The organism is Arthrobacter sp. V1I7 (assembly GCF_030817015.1).
Classification (GTDB): Bacteria; Actinomycetota; Actinomycetes; order Actinomycetales; family Micrococcaceae; genus Arthrobacter.
Genome location: NZ_JAUSYS010000001.1, coordinates 1080782 through 1096300 on the forward strand (window position 1 = coordinate 1080782; position 15519 = coordinate 1096300).

At 66.8% G+C, this 15519-nt stretch carries 9 protein-coding genes, 2 tRNA genes and 2 pseudogenes; 9 read left to right on the top strand and 4 right to left on the bottom strand.

The genetic code is table 11. The annotated features are described in order from the left end of the window. Positions 1-104: 104 nt before the first annotated feature. Entirely contained in the window at positions 105-1553 is a 1449-nt protein-coding gene (locus tag QFZ69_RS05150) for a zinc-dependent metalloprotease (RefSeq protein WP_306916081.1), read from the bottom strand. 243 nt (positions 1554-1796) lie between these two features. On the opposite strand from QFZ69_RS05150, the pseudogene QFZ69_RS05155 reads away from it, so the two are divergent. From QFZ69_RS05155 to QFZ69_RS05170, 4 genes and pseudogenes are all read left to right on the top strand, one after another. Beyond that, positions 1797-2962, top strand: a pseudogene (locus QFZ69_RS05155) (PDZ domain-containing protein). A gap of 182 nt (positions 2963-3144) precedes the next feature. Next, positions 3145-6153 (top strand): UPF0182 family protein, encoded by a 3009-nt coding sequence (locus tag QFZ69_RS05160; RefSeq protein ID WP_306916084.1) that lies wholly within the window; start codon positions 3145-3147, stop codon positions 6151-6153. Positions 6154-6287: 134 nt separating this feature from the next. Then, positions 6288-6361 (top strand) — tRNA-Met (locus QFZ69_RS05165). Positions 6362-6555: 194 nt separating this feature from the next. Beyond that, positions 6556-6629, top strand: a tRNA-Met gene (locus QFZ69_RS05170). On the opposite strand, the pseudogene QFZ69_RS23230 reads toward QFZ69_RS05170, so the two are convergent. The 3 genes and pseudogenes from QFZ69_RS23230 to QFZ69_RS05185 form a co-directional block, all read right to left on the bottom strand. Further along, positions 6611-6907: pseudogene (locus tag QFZ69_RS23230) on the bottom strand (FAD-binding domain-containing protein); the annotation flags it as partial. The gene QFZ69_RS05170 and the pseudogene QFZ69_RS23230 sit on opposite strands and share 19 nt — an antisense overlap. Before the next feature lie 351 nt (positions 6908-7258). Then, positions 7259-8044, bottom strand: coding sequence for a PspA/IM30 family protein (locus QFZ69_RS05180; RefSeq protein ID WP_306916086.1), 786 nt, complete (start codon positions 8042-8044; stop codon positions 7259-7261). A gap of 111 nt (positions 8045-8155) precedes the next feature. After that, positions 8156-10195, bottom strand: coding sequence for a TPM domain-containing protein (locus QFZ69_RS05185; protein ID WP_306999955.1), 2040 nt, complete (start codon positions 10193-10195; stop codon positions 8156-8158). A 299-nt stretch (positions 10196-10494) separates the two neighbouring features. Here QFZ69_RS05185 and QFZ69_RS05190 point away from each other — a divergent pair, with 299 nt between their 5' ends. The 5 genes from QFZ69_RS05190 to QFZ69_RS05210 all read left to right on the top strand — a co-directional run bounded on the left by QFZ69_RS05190 (position 10495) and on the right by QFZ69_RS05210 (position 15459). Next, positions 10495-12078 (top strand): S1C family serine protease, encoded by a 1584-nt coding sequence (locus QFZ69_RS05190; RefSeq protein ID WP_306916089.1) that lies wholly within the window; start codon positions 10495-10497, stop codon positions 12076-12078. Positions 12079-12297: 219 nt separating this feature from the next. Then, on the top strand, positions 12298-13098 hold the full coding sequence (locus QFZ69_RS05195; protein ID WP_306919600.1) for an electron transfer flavoprotein subunit beta/FixA family protein: 801 nt from the start codon (positions 12298-12300) through the stop codon (positions 13096-13098). A 15-nt stretch (positions 13099-13113) separates the two neighbouring features. Next, the gene (locus QFZ69_RS05200; RefSeq protein WP_306916091.1) at positions 13114-14067 is read left to right on the top strand and encodes an electron transfer flavoprotein subunit alpha/FixB family protein; all 954 of its coding nucleotides are present in this window, start codon (positions 13114-13116) and stop codon (positions 14065-14067) included. Between the two features lie 4 nt (positions 14068-14071). Beyond that, entirely contained in the window at positions 14072-14851 is a 780-nt protein-coding gene (locus QFZ69_RS05205; RefSeq protein ID WP_306916093.1) for a PIG-L deacetylase family protein, read from the top strand. Between the two features lie 74 nt (positions 14852-14925). Next, complete coding sequence (locus QFZ69_RS05210) at positions 14926-15459, top strand: gluconokinase (RefSeq protein ID WP_306916095.1); 534 nt, start codon at positions 14926-14928, stop codon at positions 15457-15459. Positions 15460-15519 lie beyond the last annotated feature (60 nt).

The window sequence follows — 15519 nt, forward strand, 5'->3', positions numbered from 1 at the left end:
CACGCCTGGCGCCGGATGCCGAAAAGCCCCGGCGGAAACCGGAGTTCCCACCGGGGCCTGCGAACGCCTCCGCCCGGTCCTGCTGATGGAGGGTTTGCGGGCTGCTAAGACTTGGGGCTTTCGCCGTCTCCGGGATCTTCGTCCGGGCCGCGATCCTGGGACCCGGGTTCTCCGGACTCACCCTCGGCCGGCGAACCGCCCTCGGGTTCGTCGAAGCCGCCGCTCAGCAGTTTCTGCAGCGCGTCGTCCACCTCGGTGTCGGACGCTTCGGCAAGCTGGCGGCGGCCGCTGAAGCCCTGCGGATCGTCCAGGTCCTCCGCGGTGGGAAGCAGATCAGGGTGCTGCCAGATTGCGTCCCGGCCCTCGGCGCCGCGTTCCTCCTTCAGGAAGGCCCACAATGTGGCGGCTTCCCGGAGCCGACGCGGACGAAGCTCCAGGCCGACGAGGGAGGAGAAGGCATGTTCGGCCGGGCCTCCGGTGGCACGGCGCCGCCGGACGGTCTCGCGGAGGGCCCCGGCCGAGGGCAGCAGCTTCTTGGTGGCAGCCCAGGAAAGCTCATCAACCCAGCCCTCCACCAGGGCGAGGGCCGTCTCCAGCTTCTCCAGCGCTTGTTCCTGCGCCGGCGTGCGCTGCGGCATGAAGACACCCTGGGAGAGCGCCTCCTGGATGCCCTCGGGATTGCTGGGGTCCAGCTCCCTGGCGAGCTCCTCGATCCGGGATGTGTCGATGTGGATGCCGCGGGCGTAGGCCTCGATCGCGCCGAGCAGGTGGCCGCGGAGCCAGGGTACCTGCACGAACAGCCGGGCGTGGGCCGCCTCGCGGACGGCCAGGAACAGCCGGATGTCGTTCTCGGGCAGGCCGAGGCCTTCCCCGAATTTCGCCACATTCGAGGGCAGCAGCGCCATTTCGAGGTCCGCCAGGGGAACCCCGATGTCCGTGGAGCTGACGACTTCAGCGGAGAGGGCGCCGATGGCCTGACCCAGCTGCATGCCGAAAATCGCCCCGCCCATGTTCTGCAGCATCGACGAGGCGCCGCCCATCATGGACTTCATCTCTTCGGGCATCTGTTCGGTCATTGCGGAGGAAAGCGCGTTCGCGATGCTGTTGGCGACCGGTTCGGTCAGCCGCTTCCACGTCCCCAGAGTCTCCTCGACCCATTCTGCCCGGGACCATGCCCGGCCGATCAGCCCGGTGGCAGGCAACCCGGTGACCTGGTCGAGCCAGAGCTCGGCGAGGCGCAGGGCCTCGTCGACCTCACGGGTCTGCCGGGCCGTGACGGAGGGGTCGGAACCGCTCGCGGCCACCCGCCGGGCGTTTTCATGCGCGAGCTGCCAGTTGACCGGCCCTTCTGAGGTGGCGCTCATCATCGCCTGGACCTGCGAGAACATCTGGGCGAGGAGATTCGGGTCATCGGGGAGCCCGGCCGCCTTGGCGAGTTCCGCGGGGTCGATATTTCCCATGCCCTGGCCGCCCATCAGGTTCTTCAGCATTTCTGCCAGCGGATCCTTGGGTTCCTCGTCACCATTGGATGGATTGAGTGGGTTGGAGGTCATGATCCCGCCGATCGTCGGTGTGGCTTCTTCTCAACTTCACGGTACCCCGCGGCGAGAGGGGCTGTCTGCCGAAAGTGTGCCCCGTTCGCTCTAGGCAAAGACTCCGTTCGCCGCGCCGTTCCGGCGGGTGAGCGCGTAGTGTTAGAGGCTGGAATATTTGCAGGCGGCAGCCGCCGCTGCGGCGGCGGTGCGCTGTCCACGGGTTCCGCAGGGTCCCGGGCGCCGGCACGGAGAGGTCCTTCTTTGACGATTACCCAGGGCGAGCAGCCCGCCAGCGATCCAGCGGCCGGCCAGGCGCGGGGCCGCAGGGCGTTCCTCGGTGGACCGCGGGGGCCCCGCATCCGCGCGCCCCGCAACAGGGACAAACGGTCCTCCGCCATGCTCGTCTCGGGCCTTCTCGCGCTGGGGCTGGGCATCACTGCGGTGAGCCTGCCCGTCCCGTACGTCGTGGAATCGCCCGGCCCAACGTTCAACACCCTCGGCGATGACAACGGCAAGCCCGTCATCAGCATCACCGGGCATGAAAGTTTTCCCGCCATGGGCAACCTTGACCTCACGACCGTCTACGTCGACGGCGGCCCGAACGGGCCCGTCAGTGTCTTCGAAGCGTTCTCGGCCTGGCTGGACGGCACCAAGGCCGTGCACCCGGAGGAACTGGTCTCTTCCCCAAGGGCGTGACCAAGGAGCAGTCCCAGCAGGAGAGTGCCGTCGCGATGACCACGTCGCAGGAAAATGCCGTCGCCTCGGCGCTCAAGGAACTCAACATCCCGTTCGAGCAGAAGATGCGGGTCGCGGGCGTCCCGGAGGACTCCGCCTCCAGCGGCAAGCTGCAGGAAGGCGATGTGCTCGTCGCCATCAACGACAAGCCGATCACCGCGCTGAGTGTCGTCCAGGCGGAACTTGCCGCGGGCAACGGGGCTCCGGTGACGGTCGCCGTCGACCGGGCGGGCACCCGCATTCCGGTCGCCATCACTCCTGCCAAGGCCGCCACCGGGCGGTTCATCCTCGGCGTGATGCTGCAGTACGAGTTCACGTTCCCCTTCGATGTCAAGATCTCACTCGAAAAGGTCGGCGGTCCCAGCGCAGGGATGATGTTCGCCCTCGGGATCGTTGACAGGGTCACACCCGGGGATCTGACCGGCGGCAAGCACATCGCGGGAACCGGAACCATCACCCCCGACGGTGCCGTCGGCCCGATTGGCGGCGTCGCCCAGAAAATGTACGGCGCCCGGTCCGGCGGGGCCACCCTGTTCCTGGCGCCCTCCGCCAACTGCGATGAGGTGACCGGGCACATTCCGGCCGGTCTGCAGGTGGTCAAGGTGGAGAATCTGGCCGAGGCGAGGAAAGCCGTCGAACTGGCGGCGTCGGGCGCCGACACATCCGGGCTTCCCGCCTGTTCCAGCAACTAGACTGGCACCGGAACTAAGATCCGCTGCCACTCGTGGCACCTATGACGGTATTCCCGCCCTGCCGGCGGGCCGCTGTCGTACAATGCAGCAACAACGTGGCTTGACCCGCACCGACTGATAACTAAACCCGCACCGACTGATAACTAAACCAGCAACTGACGACCAGCTATGAGGTACCGAGTTTGTCCCGTCCCGCCAGCACCGTCCCGCCCGGAAGACCGCAGACACGACGAAGCGCATTGACGCCGACGTTGATCGTCGTTGCCTTGATCGTGGTCGGGTTCATCTTCTTCGCCAATGTCTGGACGGACGTCCTCTGGTACCAGCAGCTTGGCTTCTTCGAAGTCTTCCTGGCCGAAAACCTGGCGCGCATCGCGATCTTCCTGGCCGGCTTTGTCATGATGTTCACCGCGGTGTTCTTCGCCATCCGGATTGCCTACCACGCGCGGCCGGTCTACGCCCCGGATTCGGATATCCGGGACAACCTTAACCGCTACCAGGTCCAGCTGGAGCCCGTCCGCCGCGTCGTCATGGTGGGGCTCCCGGTCCTGTTCGGCCTCTTCGCCGGCAGTGCCGCCGCGAGCCAGTGGCAGAAGGTGCTGCTGTTCCTGAACCAGGAGCCCTTCGGCAAGAACGACCCGCAGTTCGGCATGGACATCAGCTTCTACCTGATGACGCTGCCGTTCTTCGGCTTCATCACCGGCTTCCTGATCAGCGTCACCATTATCGCCGGTCTCGCCGGCATCCTCACGCACTACCTCTACGGCAGCATCCGGATCATGGAACGCGGCATCTTCACCAGCCGGGCCGCCCAGATCCACCTGGCAGTCACCGGTGCGGCGTTCCTGCTGCTGCTCGGCGTGAACTTCTGGCTGGACCGCTTCTCAGCGGTGCAGAATAACGGCGGACGGTGGGCCGGTGCGTTGTACACGGACGTCAACGCCGTCATCCCGACCAAGTCCATCCTGGCCGTCGCCGCGGCCCTCGTCGCCGTGCTCTTCGTCGTCGCTGCCGTGATCGGCAAGTGGCGGCTGCCTGTGATCGGTACCGCGATGCTCGTGATCACCTCGATCCTGGCCGGCGGCGTGTACCCCTGGGTGATCCAGCAGTTCCAGGTCCGTCCCTCGGAGCAGACGCTGGAGAAGCCGTTCATCGAACGCAACATCAACATGACCAGGGACGCCTACGGCCTGGATAAAATCCAGGAAAAGCGGTACAACGCCACGACGAACGCCGCCACGGGCGCCCTGGCGGCGGACGCCGAGACCACCGCCAACATCCGTCTGCTGGACCCGAACCTGATCTCCGATGCGTTCTCGCAGCTGGAGCAGTACCGGCCCTACTATCAGTTCCCCAGCGCCCTGAACGTGGACCGCTATGAGGTGGACGGCAAGATCCAGGACACGGTCATTGCTGTCCGTGAGCTCAACCCCGACGGCCTGGCCACCAATCAGCAGTCCTGGCTGAACCGCCACGTGGTCTACACCCACGGTTACGGCGTTGTTGCCGCCAAGGGCAACAAGTTCACCGCCGACGGCAAGCCGGACTTCCTGCAGGCCGGCATCCCGTCCACCGGTGTGCTCGGCAATGACTCCACGTACCAGCCGCGGATCTACTTCGGCGAAGACTCGCCCGAGTACTCCATCGTCGGCGCTCCGGACGGCGCCCCGCACCGCGAGCAGGACCGCCCGGCCGGCAAGGAAGGGGACGCGGAAACGCAGTACACCTTCACCGGCAACGGCGGCCCCAACGTCGGCACCTTCTTCAACAAGATCCTCTACGCGATCAAGTTCCAGTCCTCGGACCTGCTGCTCTCCGACGGTGTGAACGCCGAATCCCAGGTCCTCTACGACCGCGACCCCCGGGACCGCGTCGAGAAAGTCGCCCCGTACCTGACGGTGGACGGCAACGCGTACCCGGCCGTGGTGGACGGCAGGGTGAAGTGGATCGTGGACGGCTACACCACGAGCCAGTACTACCCATACTCCCAGCAGGAACAGCTGTCCGCGGCCACCACCGACTCGCAGACGACGGCGGGCCGGACCGTGGCTCTGCCGAACAGCTCGGTGAACTACATCCGCAACTCGGTCAAGGCCACGGTGGACGCCTACGACGGCTCCGTGACGCTCTATGCCTGGGACGACCAGGACCCGGTGCTCAAGGCCTGGCAGAACGTCTTCCCGACCTCGCTGAAGCCGTTCTCGGAAATGTCCGGCGCGCTCATGAGCCACGTCCGCTACCCCGAGGACCTGTTCAAGGTCCAGCGCGAACTTCTGGGCCGCTACCACGTCACCCAGCCGGATAACTTCTACACGAACAACGACGCGTGGAGCGTGCCCAACGACCCCACCGTCCAGGACGAGGTCAAGCAGCCGCCGTTCTACATGTCGCTGAAGATGCCTGACCAGGAGAAGCCGGCCTTCCAGCTGACCTCATCCTTCATTCCGCAGGTGGTCAACGGAACCGCCCGCAACGTGCTCTACGGCTTCCTGGCCGCGGACTCCGACGCCGGCAACCAGAAGGGCGTGAAGGCGGAGAGCTACGGCCAGCTGCGGCTCCTGCAGATCCCACCGGAAGCCCAGGTGCCCGGCCCGGGCCAGGCGCAGAACAAGTTCAACTCGGACCCGACGGTCTCGCAGGCACTGAACCTGCTGCGCCAGGGTGCGTCCGCCGTGCTCAACGGCAACCTGCTGACGCTCCCGGTCGGCGGCGGCCTGCTGTACGTCCAGCCCGTCTATCTGCGTTCCACCGGTGAGACCTCCTACCCCACGCTGCAGCGCGTGCTGGTGGCGTTTGGCGACAAGATCGGATTCGCTCCGACGCTGGACGCGGCGCTGAACCAGTTGTTCGGCGGCGATTCGGGCGCCACGGCCGGTGACTCGGCGAACAATGGCCAGACTCCGGCGGTCACCCCGCCGGACGGTGCCGCGCCGCCGGCCACCGGAACCGTTGACGCGAGGGCGGAACTGAAGGCTGCGCTGGACGAAGCCAATGCAGCGATCAGGGCAGGCCAGGAAGCCCTCGCCAGGGGCGACTTCGCGGCTTACGGTGACCAGCAGAGGAGGCTCTCCGCGGCCTTGCAGAAGGCGATCGACGCCGAGGCCAAGCTCGCGGCGGCTCCTGCCCCGGCGCCCGCGGCCACCCCGACGACCGCCCCGACGGCAACCCCGGCCCCCACGCCAAGCAGCTGACCCGAAGGACCTGAACGGCGCCTGAAAGCCGGGCCCTGCTCCACTGGAGTGGGCCCGGCTTTTGCATGCGAGATGCAGATCACGCCACCTCGATTTGGCCTCAAGTTCACCGGCAGGTAGAGTTGATCTTGCGACGCGGGGTGGAGCAGTTCGGTAGCTCGCTGGGCTCATAACCCAGAGGTCACAGGTTCAAATCCTGTCCCCGCAACTGAAGAAGACGGCCCGGAATGCTGGAAACAGTGTTCCGGGCTCTCTGCTTTAAGCCCGGCCCGTGGCTTCCGGACGCCGGACGCCGGGTGCGATGCCGGATGCCGGACGCCGGACGATGCGTGCGGGGCGCCGGGTGCGGTGCCGGGTAGTGGTCGGGAGTCCCGGCAAAGTAGGGTATTGTTGATCAAGCGACGCGGGGTGGAGCAGTTCGGTAGCTCGCTGGGCTCATAACCCAGAGGTCACAGGTTCAAATCCTGTCCCCGCAACTGAAGAAGAATAAGAAAGGCCCGGATCTGACGATCCGGGCCTTTCTTATTGTCCAGAGTCTTATTGTCCCGTGGCAGCCTGTTTGTCCCGATGAACAGTCCGGGCTCAGCCGTCCTCGCCCAACAACGGAGCCTGAATAGTCCAGCTGGGCGTCCAGTCCGGAGAATTCCGGAAGGTAGCGGCGCAGGTAGCGGCCCTCGGCGTCGAACTTCTCTCTTTGCCTGACCGGATTGAATATGCGGAAGTAGGGTGAGGCGCCGGGGCCCGCTACCCTCTGGGGGGCAGCGCCCAGCTCTCCAGGGACTCACTGCCGGCGGCTGTCCGGAGGAGTCCGTGGCCGGTGGCGGGAGCCGCCCGGGGCGTCCAGCGGAAGCCGGGGCCCGCTACCCGTAAAGAGAGGCCTTCCAGAAGGCGTGAAGACCTTGTAGTGCACCGCCAAGCGGACGCACTCCGGGGGAGGCCCCTGCACTGCCCGGCACGGCCCCTGCACAGTACTGCCCGGCACGGCCCGGCACGGCATGGCACGGCAGAGGCCGGGTCCGCTGAACGTTCAGGAGACCCGGCCTCGGTGACCGGCGTGAGGGGCTGGCCGGTGGGCGGGAGGTGGGCGGCAGCTTTGCCGATCGGCCTACAGCTTGTCGAAGTCGGCTTCCTCGACGGTGGATGGGGCCCGTTTGCCCTCGCCGGCGCCAATGGCGGCGGGGGAGCCGCCGGACTTCAGCGCGGCGAGCCGTGCTTCGATCTCGCTCTGCTCGCCGAGATCCTCAAGCGAGTTGAACTGCGCATCCAGGCTGGAGGCGGAGAGCTCCTGCTGGCCCCGGACCTTTGCTTCTTCGCGGCGGATCTTCTCCTCGAAGCGGCCCACCTCCGACGTGGGATCCATGAAGTCGATGCTCTTGAGGGCATCGTGCACCTGGGACTGCGCCGCGGCAGTCTTGGAGCGGGCCACCAGCTGGTTGCGCTTGCTGGTGAGCTCGTTGAGCTTTCCCTTCATCTGGTCGAGGCCGTGCTTGAGCTTGTCCACGACCTCGCTCTGGGAGGCAATGCTCGGCTCGGCGGCCTTCGCTTCGTTCTCCGACGCCATCTGCCGCTGCAGTGCGACCTTGGCGAGATTGTCGAACTTTTCGGCGTCGGTGGCGTCGCCGTTGGCGCGGTACTCGTCGGCCTTGCGGGACGCGGCGAGGGCCTTCCTGCCCCAGTCCTGGGCGTTCTTGATGTCCTCGTTGTAGTCGTCCTGCAGCATGCGCAGATTCCCGATGGTCTGGGCCACCGCGGATTCGGCCTCCGCGATGTTGTTCGTATAGTCCCGGACCATCTGGTCCAGCATCTTCTGCGGATCTTCTGCCTGGTCCAGAAGGGAGTTGATGTTCGCCTTCGCCAGCTGCGCCATGCGGCCGAAAATGGACTGCTTCATGGTGTTACCTTTCGTCCTGCTCAGTGGTTCCCACTGAAATTCAGTGAACAGTGAATGTGTCGCTTCTTTCCGCCGGTCGGAGCGTTCCTGCCGGCGCTTGGTCTGTGAGGGCTAGAAGTCACCGCCGCCGCCGAAGTCGCCGCCCCAGCCTCCGCTGGAGTCGCCGCCGCCGAAGTCGCCGCCGGAGTCGCCGCCGCCGCCGCCCCAGCCGCCGCCACCGCCGCCGTGCAGAATGGAATTGATCAGGATGCCGCCGAGGATGGCGCCGCCCAGGCCGCCGCCTCCACCACCTCCGAACATCCCGCCGCGGCCGTAGCCCTGGCCCTGGTTGGCGTAGCCGCCGAACTGGTCGACGTCGGATTGTGCCTGCTGGGCTGCCTGCGCCGCCAGCGAGTGGGCCTGCTGCGCGTACTGCAGGGCGGTGACCGGGTCATTGCCGGAGATGGATAGGGCATAGTCCAGGTTCCGCTGGGCTTCGGCGAGGCGCGTGCGCGCTTCGGTACCCACGCCGCCACGGCGGGCGGTAATGTAGTCCGACGTCGCGCTGATCTGCGCCTGCGCGGTCATGATGCTCTGCTGCAGCGAGGCCTGCGCCCGACGAGCCTGTTCCTGCTGGTCGCGGATTCCGGTCAGGGCCGTGTCCAGCGACTGGTGTGCCGCTTCCACCCGCTCCAGCGTGGCAATCGGATCGATCTTGCCGCCCTGGATCTCGGCCTTGACCCGGGCCAGAGCGGCTTCCACCGCGGCGACCGGACCGGCAAGCTCCGGGTGCGCCCCGGATTGGATCATCGCGCGGGCCTGTGCCAAATCCTGCGAGGTGTCAACGACGGCGGACTCCAGCCCGTGGCCTGCCTCGTCCAGATTCGCGGCGACCTTGTTGATGGCGTCAATCAGCACGTTCGTCTGGTGCAGGCTCTCTTCCGCCGCCCGGACCGCCACGGCCGCGAGGCTGCCCTCGCCCGCGCTGAGCTTCTCCCGGGCTGTGGTGGAGGCGTTCTGCACGAACTCCAGCCGTTCCTTTGCCTGGCTGATGTTGTCTGCTACCTGTACCAGCGCGCTCTCGGCGTACTTGTTCCGCAGCTCGGTCAGCTGCTGTTCCGCACTGGCGATCTTGGCTTCGGCCTGCGTCGCGCCGGCGCTGACCGCGGCAAGGGCCTGCGGGGCGTTCTTCTCCAGTTCGCGCAGCGAATCGAAGTCGGCTTTCTGCTCCAGGAGGGACGACAGGGCAGCCTCGGAACGGCGGATGATCTCGCCGAGCCAGGTGCGCTGCTGCTCCTCGGTGTCGGGAATGTGGTCGTCGAGCTGCTGCTGCAGTTTGAAGGATTCCGACATGTGGCCCTTGGCATCCTGCAGCGCCCTGGTGAAGTTGCCGACGGCCGCGTCGCCGTACTGCGCCTGCGCGAAGCCGAGTTCCTGTTCGCTGGACTTGATGGCATCGTCCGCCTCGATCAGGAGCGAGCCGCTCTTGCGGCGCAGGTCCTCGACGCTCATGGACGCCAGCGGGTCCGGCTCCGCGCCCTGCGGCCCGGAGTCGGGACCGGCGGCCTGGGCCGCCTTCTTCCGCTTGTTGCGGAAGTACAGATAGGCGCCTACGCCGCCCGCAGCCACGACGCCGGTTCCGACGAGGACGGCGCTGGCTGCGCCGTCCGCGGAGGGAACGTTTCCGGCACCGCCGCCGGCCGCATCGCCAATGGCTGCGGCGGCATCGATGGCCGCCTGCGCGTAGTCACCCTGCCGGAGTTGCGGGTCTACCGCTTTATCCCTGATGTTGTCGCGCTGGGCGTTGGTGATCTTGCTGTTGGACGGCTTGCTCAGCTGGTACTGGCGGGTGTCCGTGGCAACAGTCAGCAGCATGGCGTTCGCACCTAGGCTGGCCTTCTCGGCCACCGCATTCGCCCAGGCAACCCGGTCGGTGGGGTTCTCGAACTTCTTGACGTACACGACGTGGAAAGTCATGGCGTGGTCGGTGCCGAGCTGCCGGATGGCTGCCTCGACGTCCGCCTTCCCGTTGCCGAGCACTCCTGCGGAGTCCACAACCTTCGTGACCGGATCAAGGGCCACCGGATCTTCGGCCAGGGCCGGAGCGGCAGGAAGCGCCAGCAGTCCGGCGACGCCAAGAACAGCGAGGAAACGATTGAACTTAGACCGCATGTGCAACCCTTCACCGCTTCTGCGACCGATTCGGCCGAACCAGTCGTTCTCGAATGCAGCAGCGCCCCCACGCAAATGTGAAGCCGCAGGTCGCTGTGGCGATTCAATTTGATTCTATGGTCCACCCGATTGGCCGTCCACCGGTGGGAATATGCCGCCAGCGAAAAGCGCTGAAAGCTACAGCAACGGGCCGGAGTCGCGGCTGCCCTGCAGGCGTTCAGGAACCTCCCAGCAAATGTCCGCTCTAGCATCAGTGAGAGCGTCCATAGTTAACCCAGACCAGGATGAAAGGAAGAGCCATGACCGAGAACCCAGTGCAGGGTGCGTCACCAGAGAACCGGGAGCCGGCGAAGCCGCACGAGGGCTCTTCGGAGCAGCCGCCGGCCGTGCCCACGCCGGACTCGGCTCACGAAAACCGGACCCTGCGGCCGGACCGAACGGACGATGGCACCCCGCGGCCGGTCTACCCCCAGCGCCAACCGTTCTATGGCGAGCAGTCCGGGCCCACGGGGCCCCAGCAGTACGGCCCGCCGCATCACAGCCAGCCGCAGTACCCGTCCCAGTACGGTCACGCCCAGCACGGCCAGCAGTACACCCAGCCGGCCGGCACGCAGCCCCGGCATGACCCCGCACCCTATGGCCAGCCCCAGTACGCCGCGTCCGCCAACGCCCCCAAGCGCAAGGCCGCCTTCGGCGTTCCCACGCTCGTCGCCAGCATCCTGGCGGCCGGGCTGGTCGGCGGCGGCGTCGTTGCCGGCACAACGCAGCTCCTGGGCGACAACCCTTCGCTTTCCTCACCCAGCACCAACAGCAGCCAGGCCGGCCCCGTCATCGTGAACAACAAGGATGACGTCAACGCCATCACGGCCGCCGCCGTCAAGGCGAGCCCCAGTGTGGTCACAATCAAGGCAACCAGCGGCAGCGAGGGCGGGACCGGTTCCGGGATCATCCTCGACGGTGAAGGCCATGTCCTGACCAATACCCACGTCGTCACACTGGACGGCAAGGTGGCCAACCCCGCCATCGAGGTGCGCACCAGTGACGGCAAGGTCTACTCCGCCAAGATCGTCGGTACCGATCCGCTCTCGGACCTTGCGGTCGTCCAGATCCAGAACGCCTCGGGGCTCGTCCCGGCAACCCTGGGCGACTCCAGCAAGCTCAACGTCGGCGACACCGCCGTCGCGATCGGCTCGCCCCTGGGGCTCACGGGCACGGTCACGGACGGCATCGTCTCCACGCTCAACCGCACCATCAGCGTCGCCTCCTCCGCAGCACCCAAGGACGGCGCCGACGATCCACAGGGCGGCGACCAGGGCTTCCAGTTCGCCCCGCCCGACGGCGGACAAGGCCAAAGCACCGCGAACCAGGGTTCCATCTCCATCAACGTGATCCAGACCGACGCGGCCATCAACCCCGGCAACTCCGGCGGCGCACTGGTCAACACCAAGGGCGAGGTAATCGGCGTCAACGTCGCCATCGCCTCGGCCGGCGGGGACAGTACCGGCAGCGGCAACATCGGCGTCGGCTTCAGTATCCCGATCAACCATGCCAAGCGCGTGGCCCAGGAGATCATCACCAGCGGTAAGGCCACCCACGGCCAGTTCGGCGTCAGCGTGAAGGCCAAGACCGCGGGCACCTCAACCTCGGGGTTCTCGGTCGGGGCGGAAGTCGCCACCGTAGAGCCCGGGTCCGCCGCGGACAAGGCCGGTATCAGGGTCGGTGACGTGGTGACGAAGTTCCAGAACCTCTCCATCAGCGATCCGAACCAACTGACCGCCGCGGTCCGCGAGCAGGCCGCCGGAGCCGCGGTGAAGGTAACCATCCTCCGCAACGGCCAGGAGCAGCAACTCGACGTAACGCTCGGTGCGGCTGCAGAGCAGTAACACTGTCCCTCAGGCCGGGCCGGCACCAGCCGGTGCCGGCCCGGCCTTCTGCGTTCCTCCGGTACCGCACTGACATCGGCGTTAACCCGGGCCGCGTTCAGGCTCATCTATATGGTTAGCTAGGAGCAGCCCGGCATCCCGGGCGTTCCGTGGCCACGACCCCACCCGGCTGGCTGTCCACCCGCATGGAAGGCTGCTGTACACACAGTGGAAGAGACTTTGAAGATCATCGTGCTGGTCAAGCACGTTCCTGACGCCCAGTTCGACCGGCATCTGACCGGCGCCGGCAACACGATTGACCGTTCCGAGAGCATCCTCTCCGAGCTGGACGAATACCCCCTGGAGGCGGCCCTCCAGCTGATCGAGGCCCGCGGCGGAGAAGCGGCCGGCAACAAAGTAATCGCACTCAGCATGGGTCCCGCGGGCGCCGTCAATGCGGTGAAGAAGTCGCTGCAGATCGGCGCGACCGAAGGGGTGCACCTCACTGACGAGGCGCTCGCCGGCTCCGACGCCGCCGCGACTTCGCTGGCCCTCGCCGCGGCCATCCGGCACCTGGAAGCGGACGGCCCGGCCGACCTCATCCTGACCGGTATGGCCTCGACCGACGGGGAAACGTCGCTGGTCCCGGCCCAGCTCGCGGAACGACTGGGCCGGCCGCAGGTCACGTTCGCATCCTCGCTGGAGCTCGACGGCGGCAGGCTCACGGCCCGCCGCGACGGCGGTTCCCATGCGGACACCATCGAGGCCACTCTGCCCGCCCTCGTCTCGGTCACCGACCAGATCAACGACCCCCGGTACCCCAATTTTAAGGGGATCATGGCGGCCAAGAAGAAAACCATCACCACCCTGGCCCTTGCCGACATCGGCGTCGACCCGGCCCAGGTAGGCATGTCCGGTTCCTGGACCGCCGTCGAAACCGCCGAAGCCCGGCCGCCGCGCACCGCGGGCACCATCATCACCGACGAAGGCGACGCCGGCATCAAGCTGGTCGAGTTCCTGGCCGCCCAGAAGCTGCTTTAAGGGGATCATCCGAACATGGCAAAAGTACTGGTATTCATCGACAATCCCGGCCAGGCGCTGAAAAAGCCCAGCCTTGAGCTGCTCACCATCGCCCGGTCCCTCGGCGAACCCGCGGTCGCCCTCAATGGGGAATTGCACGACGACGTCGCGGCTGCCCTGGGCGCCTACGGCGCGCAGGCCCTGTACCGGCCCTCCGCCGCCGACCTCGACGACTACCTCGTGGGTCCCAAGGCGTCTTATCTGGCCGCCGCGGTGCAGACGTCCGGGGCCACTGTTGTCCTGGCTGAGAACTCCGCCGACGGCAAGGAAATCGCGGCCCGGCTGGGCATCAAGCTCGGCGCCGGCGTGATCACGGACGTCGTGGCGGTGGACACCGACGGGACGGCGCACAAGTCAGTGCTCGCCGGTTCCTACATGACCACGGCGAAGGCCACCACGCCGGTGGCCGTGCTCACGGTCAAGGCCAACAGCATCACTCCGGAGCCTGCCGTCACCGGCACGGCACCCGAGGCCGTCATGATCGAGATTCCGGACACGGCCACCGCTGCTTCCGCCCGGATCACGGCGCGCAATGAAAAAGCAGCCAGCGGACGCCCCGACCTTTCCGAGGCACGGATCGTCGTGGCCGGCGGACGTGGCGTGGACGGGAATTTCGGTCCCCTGGAAGACCTTGCGGATGTGCTGGGAGCCGCTGTCGGTGCCTCCCGCGCCGCGACGGATGCGGGGTGGATCGGACACGACGCCCAGATCGGCCAGACGGGCAGGACCGTCTCGCCGCAGCTCTTCATCTCCGCCGGTATCTCCGGCGCCATCCAGCAGAAAGCCGGCATGCAGACGGCCAAGGTGATCGTGGCGGTGAACAAGGACGCCGAATCGCCGGTCTTCGAAATCGCCGACTTCGGCATTGTCGGTGACCTCTTCAAGGTCCTGCCGCAGGCCACCGAGGAAATCAAGAAGCGCAGGGGCTGATTCCTTGAGCACCGATGCCCCTGCGGCGCAAAGCCCGTTCGGCCCGGAGAACTCCCGGATCGGACGGGTGCTTTGTTTCGCCGCGCATCCCGACGATATTGATTTCGGTGCCGCCGGCACCGTTGCCGCCTGGACCGGCGCCGGGGTTGAAGTCAGCTACTGCATCATGACGGACGGCGACGCGGGCGGCTTCGACCCGGAACAGCGGGACGAAATCGTCCGGCTGCGCAACGAGGAGCAGCGCCGTGCCGCCGCGCTGCTCGGTGTGACGGACATCCACTACCTGCACGAGCGTGACGGCTACCTCGAGCCGACCCATGAGGTGATCCGCGAGGTGGTGCGGCTGATCCGTCAGCTGCGGCCCGACGTCGTGCTTGCCATGCACCCCGAACGAAACTGGAACCGGATCCAGAAGAGCCACCCCGACCACCTGGCCGTGGGGGAGACCGTGACCCGGGCGGTGTATCCCGCGCTGGAGAACCCGTTCGCCTACCCGGAGCTCGCCGCGGCCGGCCTCGGGGCCTACAAGCTGCCGTGGCTGTGGCTCTTCGCGGGGCCGGAGGAACGCGAAAACCACTTCGTGGACGTCACCGACCATGTGGACGGCAAGCTCGCGGCCATCCACATCCACGTCAGCCAGCACCCCGACGTCGAGGCGATGGAACGCACCGTGCGGGGCCTGATGGTGCAGACCGCCGAACGCGCCGGGCTGCCTGCCGGCCGCAGTGCTGAGGCGTTCCACGTCGTAACTGTTAATGGTGCAGGGACCATCGCGGGCTTCTAGTGTTGCACCCGGCCTGCCCCTGCCATAAGCTGGCCTCTGTTTAAATCATATTTATTTTTGGAAGGCAGACTTTAATGGCGAAGACTGCGCAGCAACCCGTGCTCGTGATCATGGGTGTTTCGGGTTCAGGCAAGTCAACGGTGGCCGGTCTGGTGGCCGGCCGGCTCGGCTGGGATCTCGCCGAAGGCGATGACCTGCACCCGCCGGCAAACGTGGCCAAAATGCAGGCCGGCCAGCCACTGACCGACGACGACCGCTGGCCGTGGCTGGAATCCATCGCCGAATGGATCCGGGCGCGCACCGCGGCCGGAACCCCCGGGGTGGTGACGTGCTCGGCGCTGAAGAAACGCTACCGGGACGTCCTGCGCGGCGAGGGTGTGGTGTTTGTGTTCCTTGAGGGAAGCAAGGACCGCATTTCGGACCGGCTGGCCTCCCGGCACGGGCACTTCATGCCCCCCGCCCTGCTTGCGTCCCAGTTCGACGCCCTTGAGGCGCCCATGGAGGACGAGAACTTCATCGCCCTGTGTGTTTCCGCGACGCCGGCGGAGGAAGCACAGGAAATTATCGACCGTCTGGGTCTTGAGGCCGGCGACGCCGCCCGGCCGTAGCCGGCGATGCCGCCGGCAGAAGCCCGCACCGCATAAAAAAGCCGCGCAGGCCCTGATCTC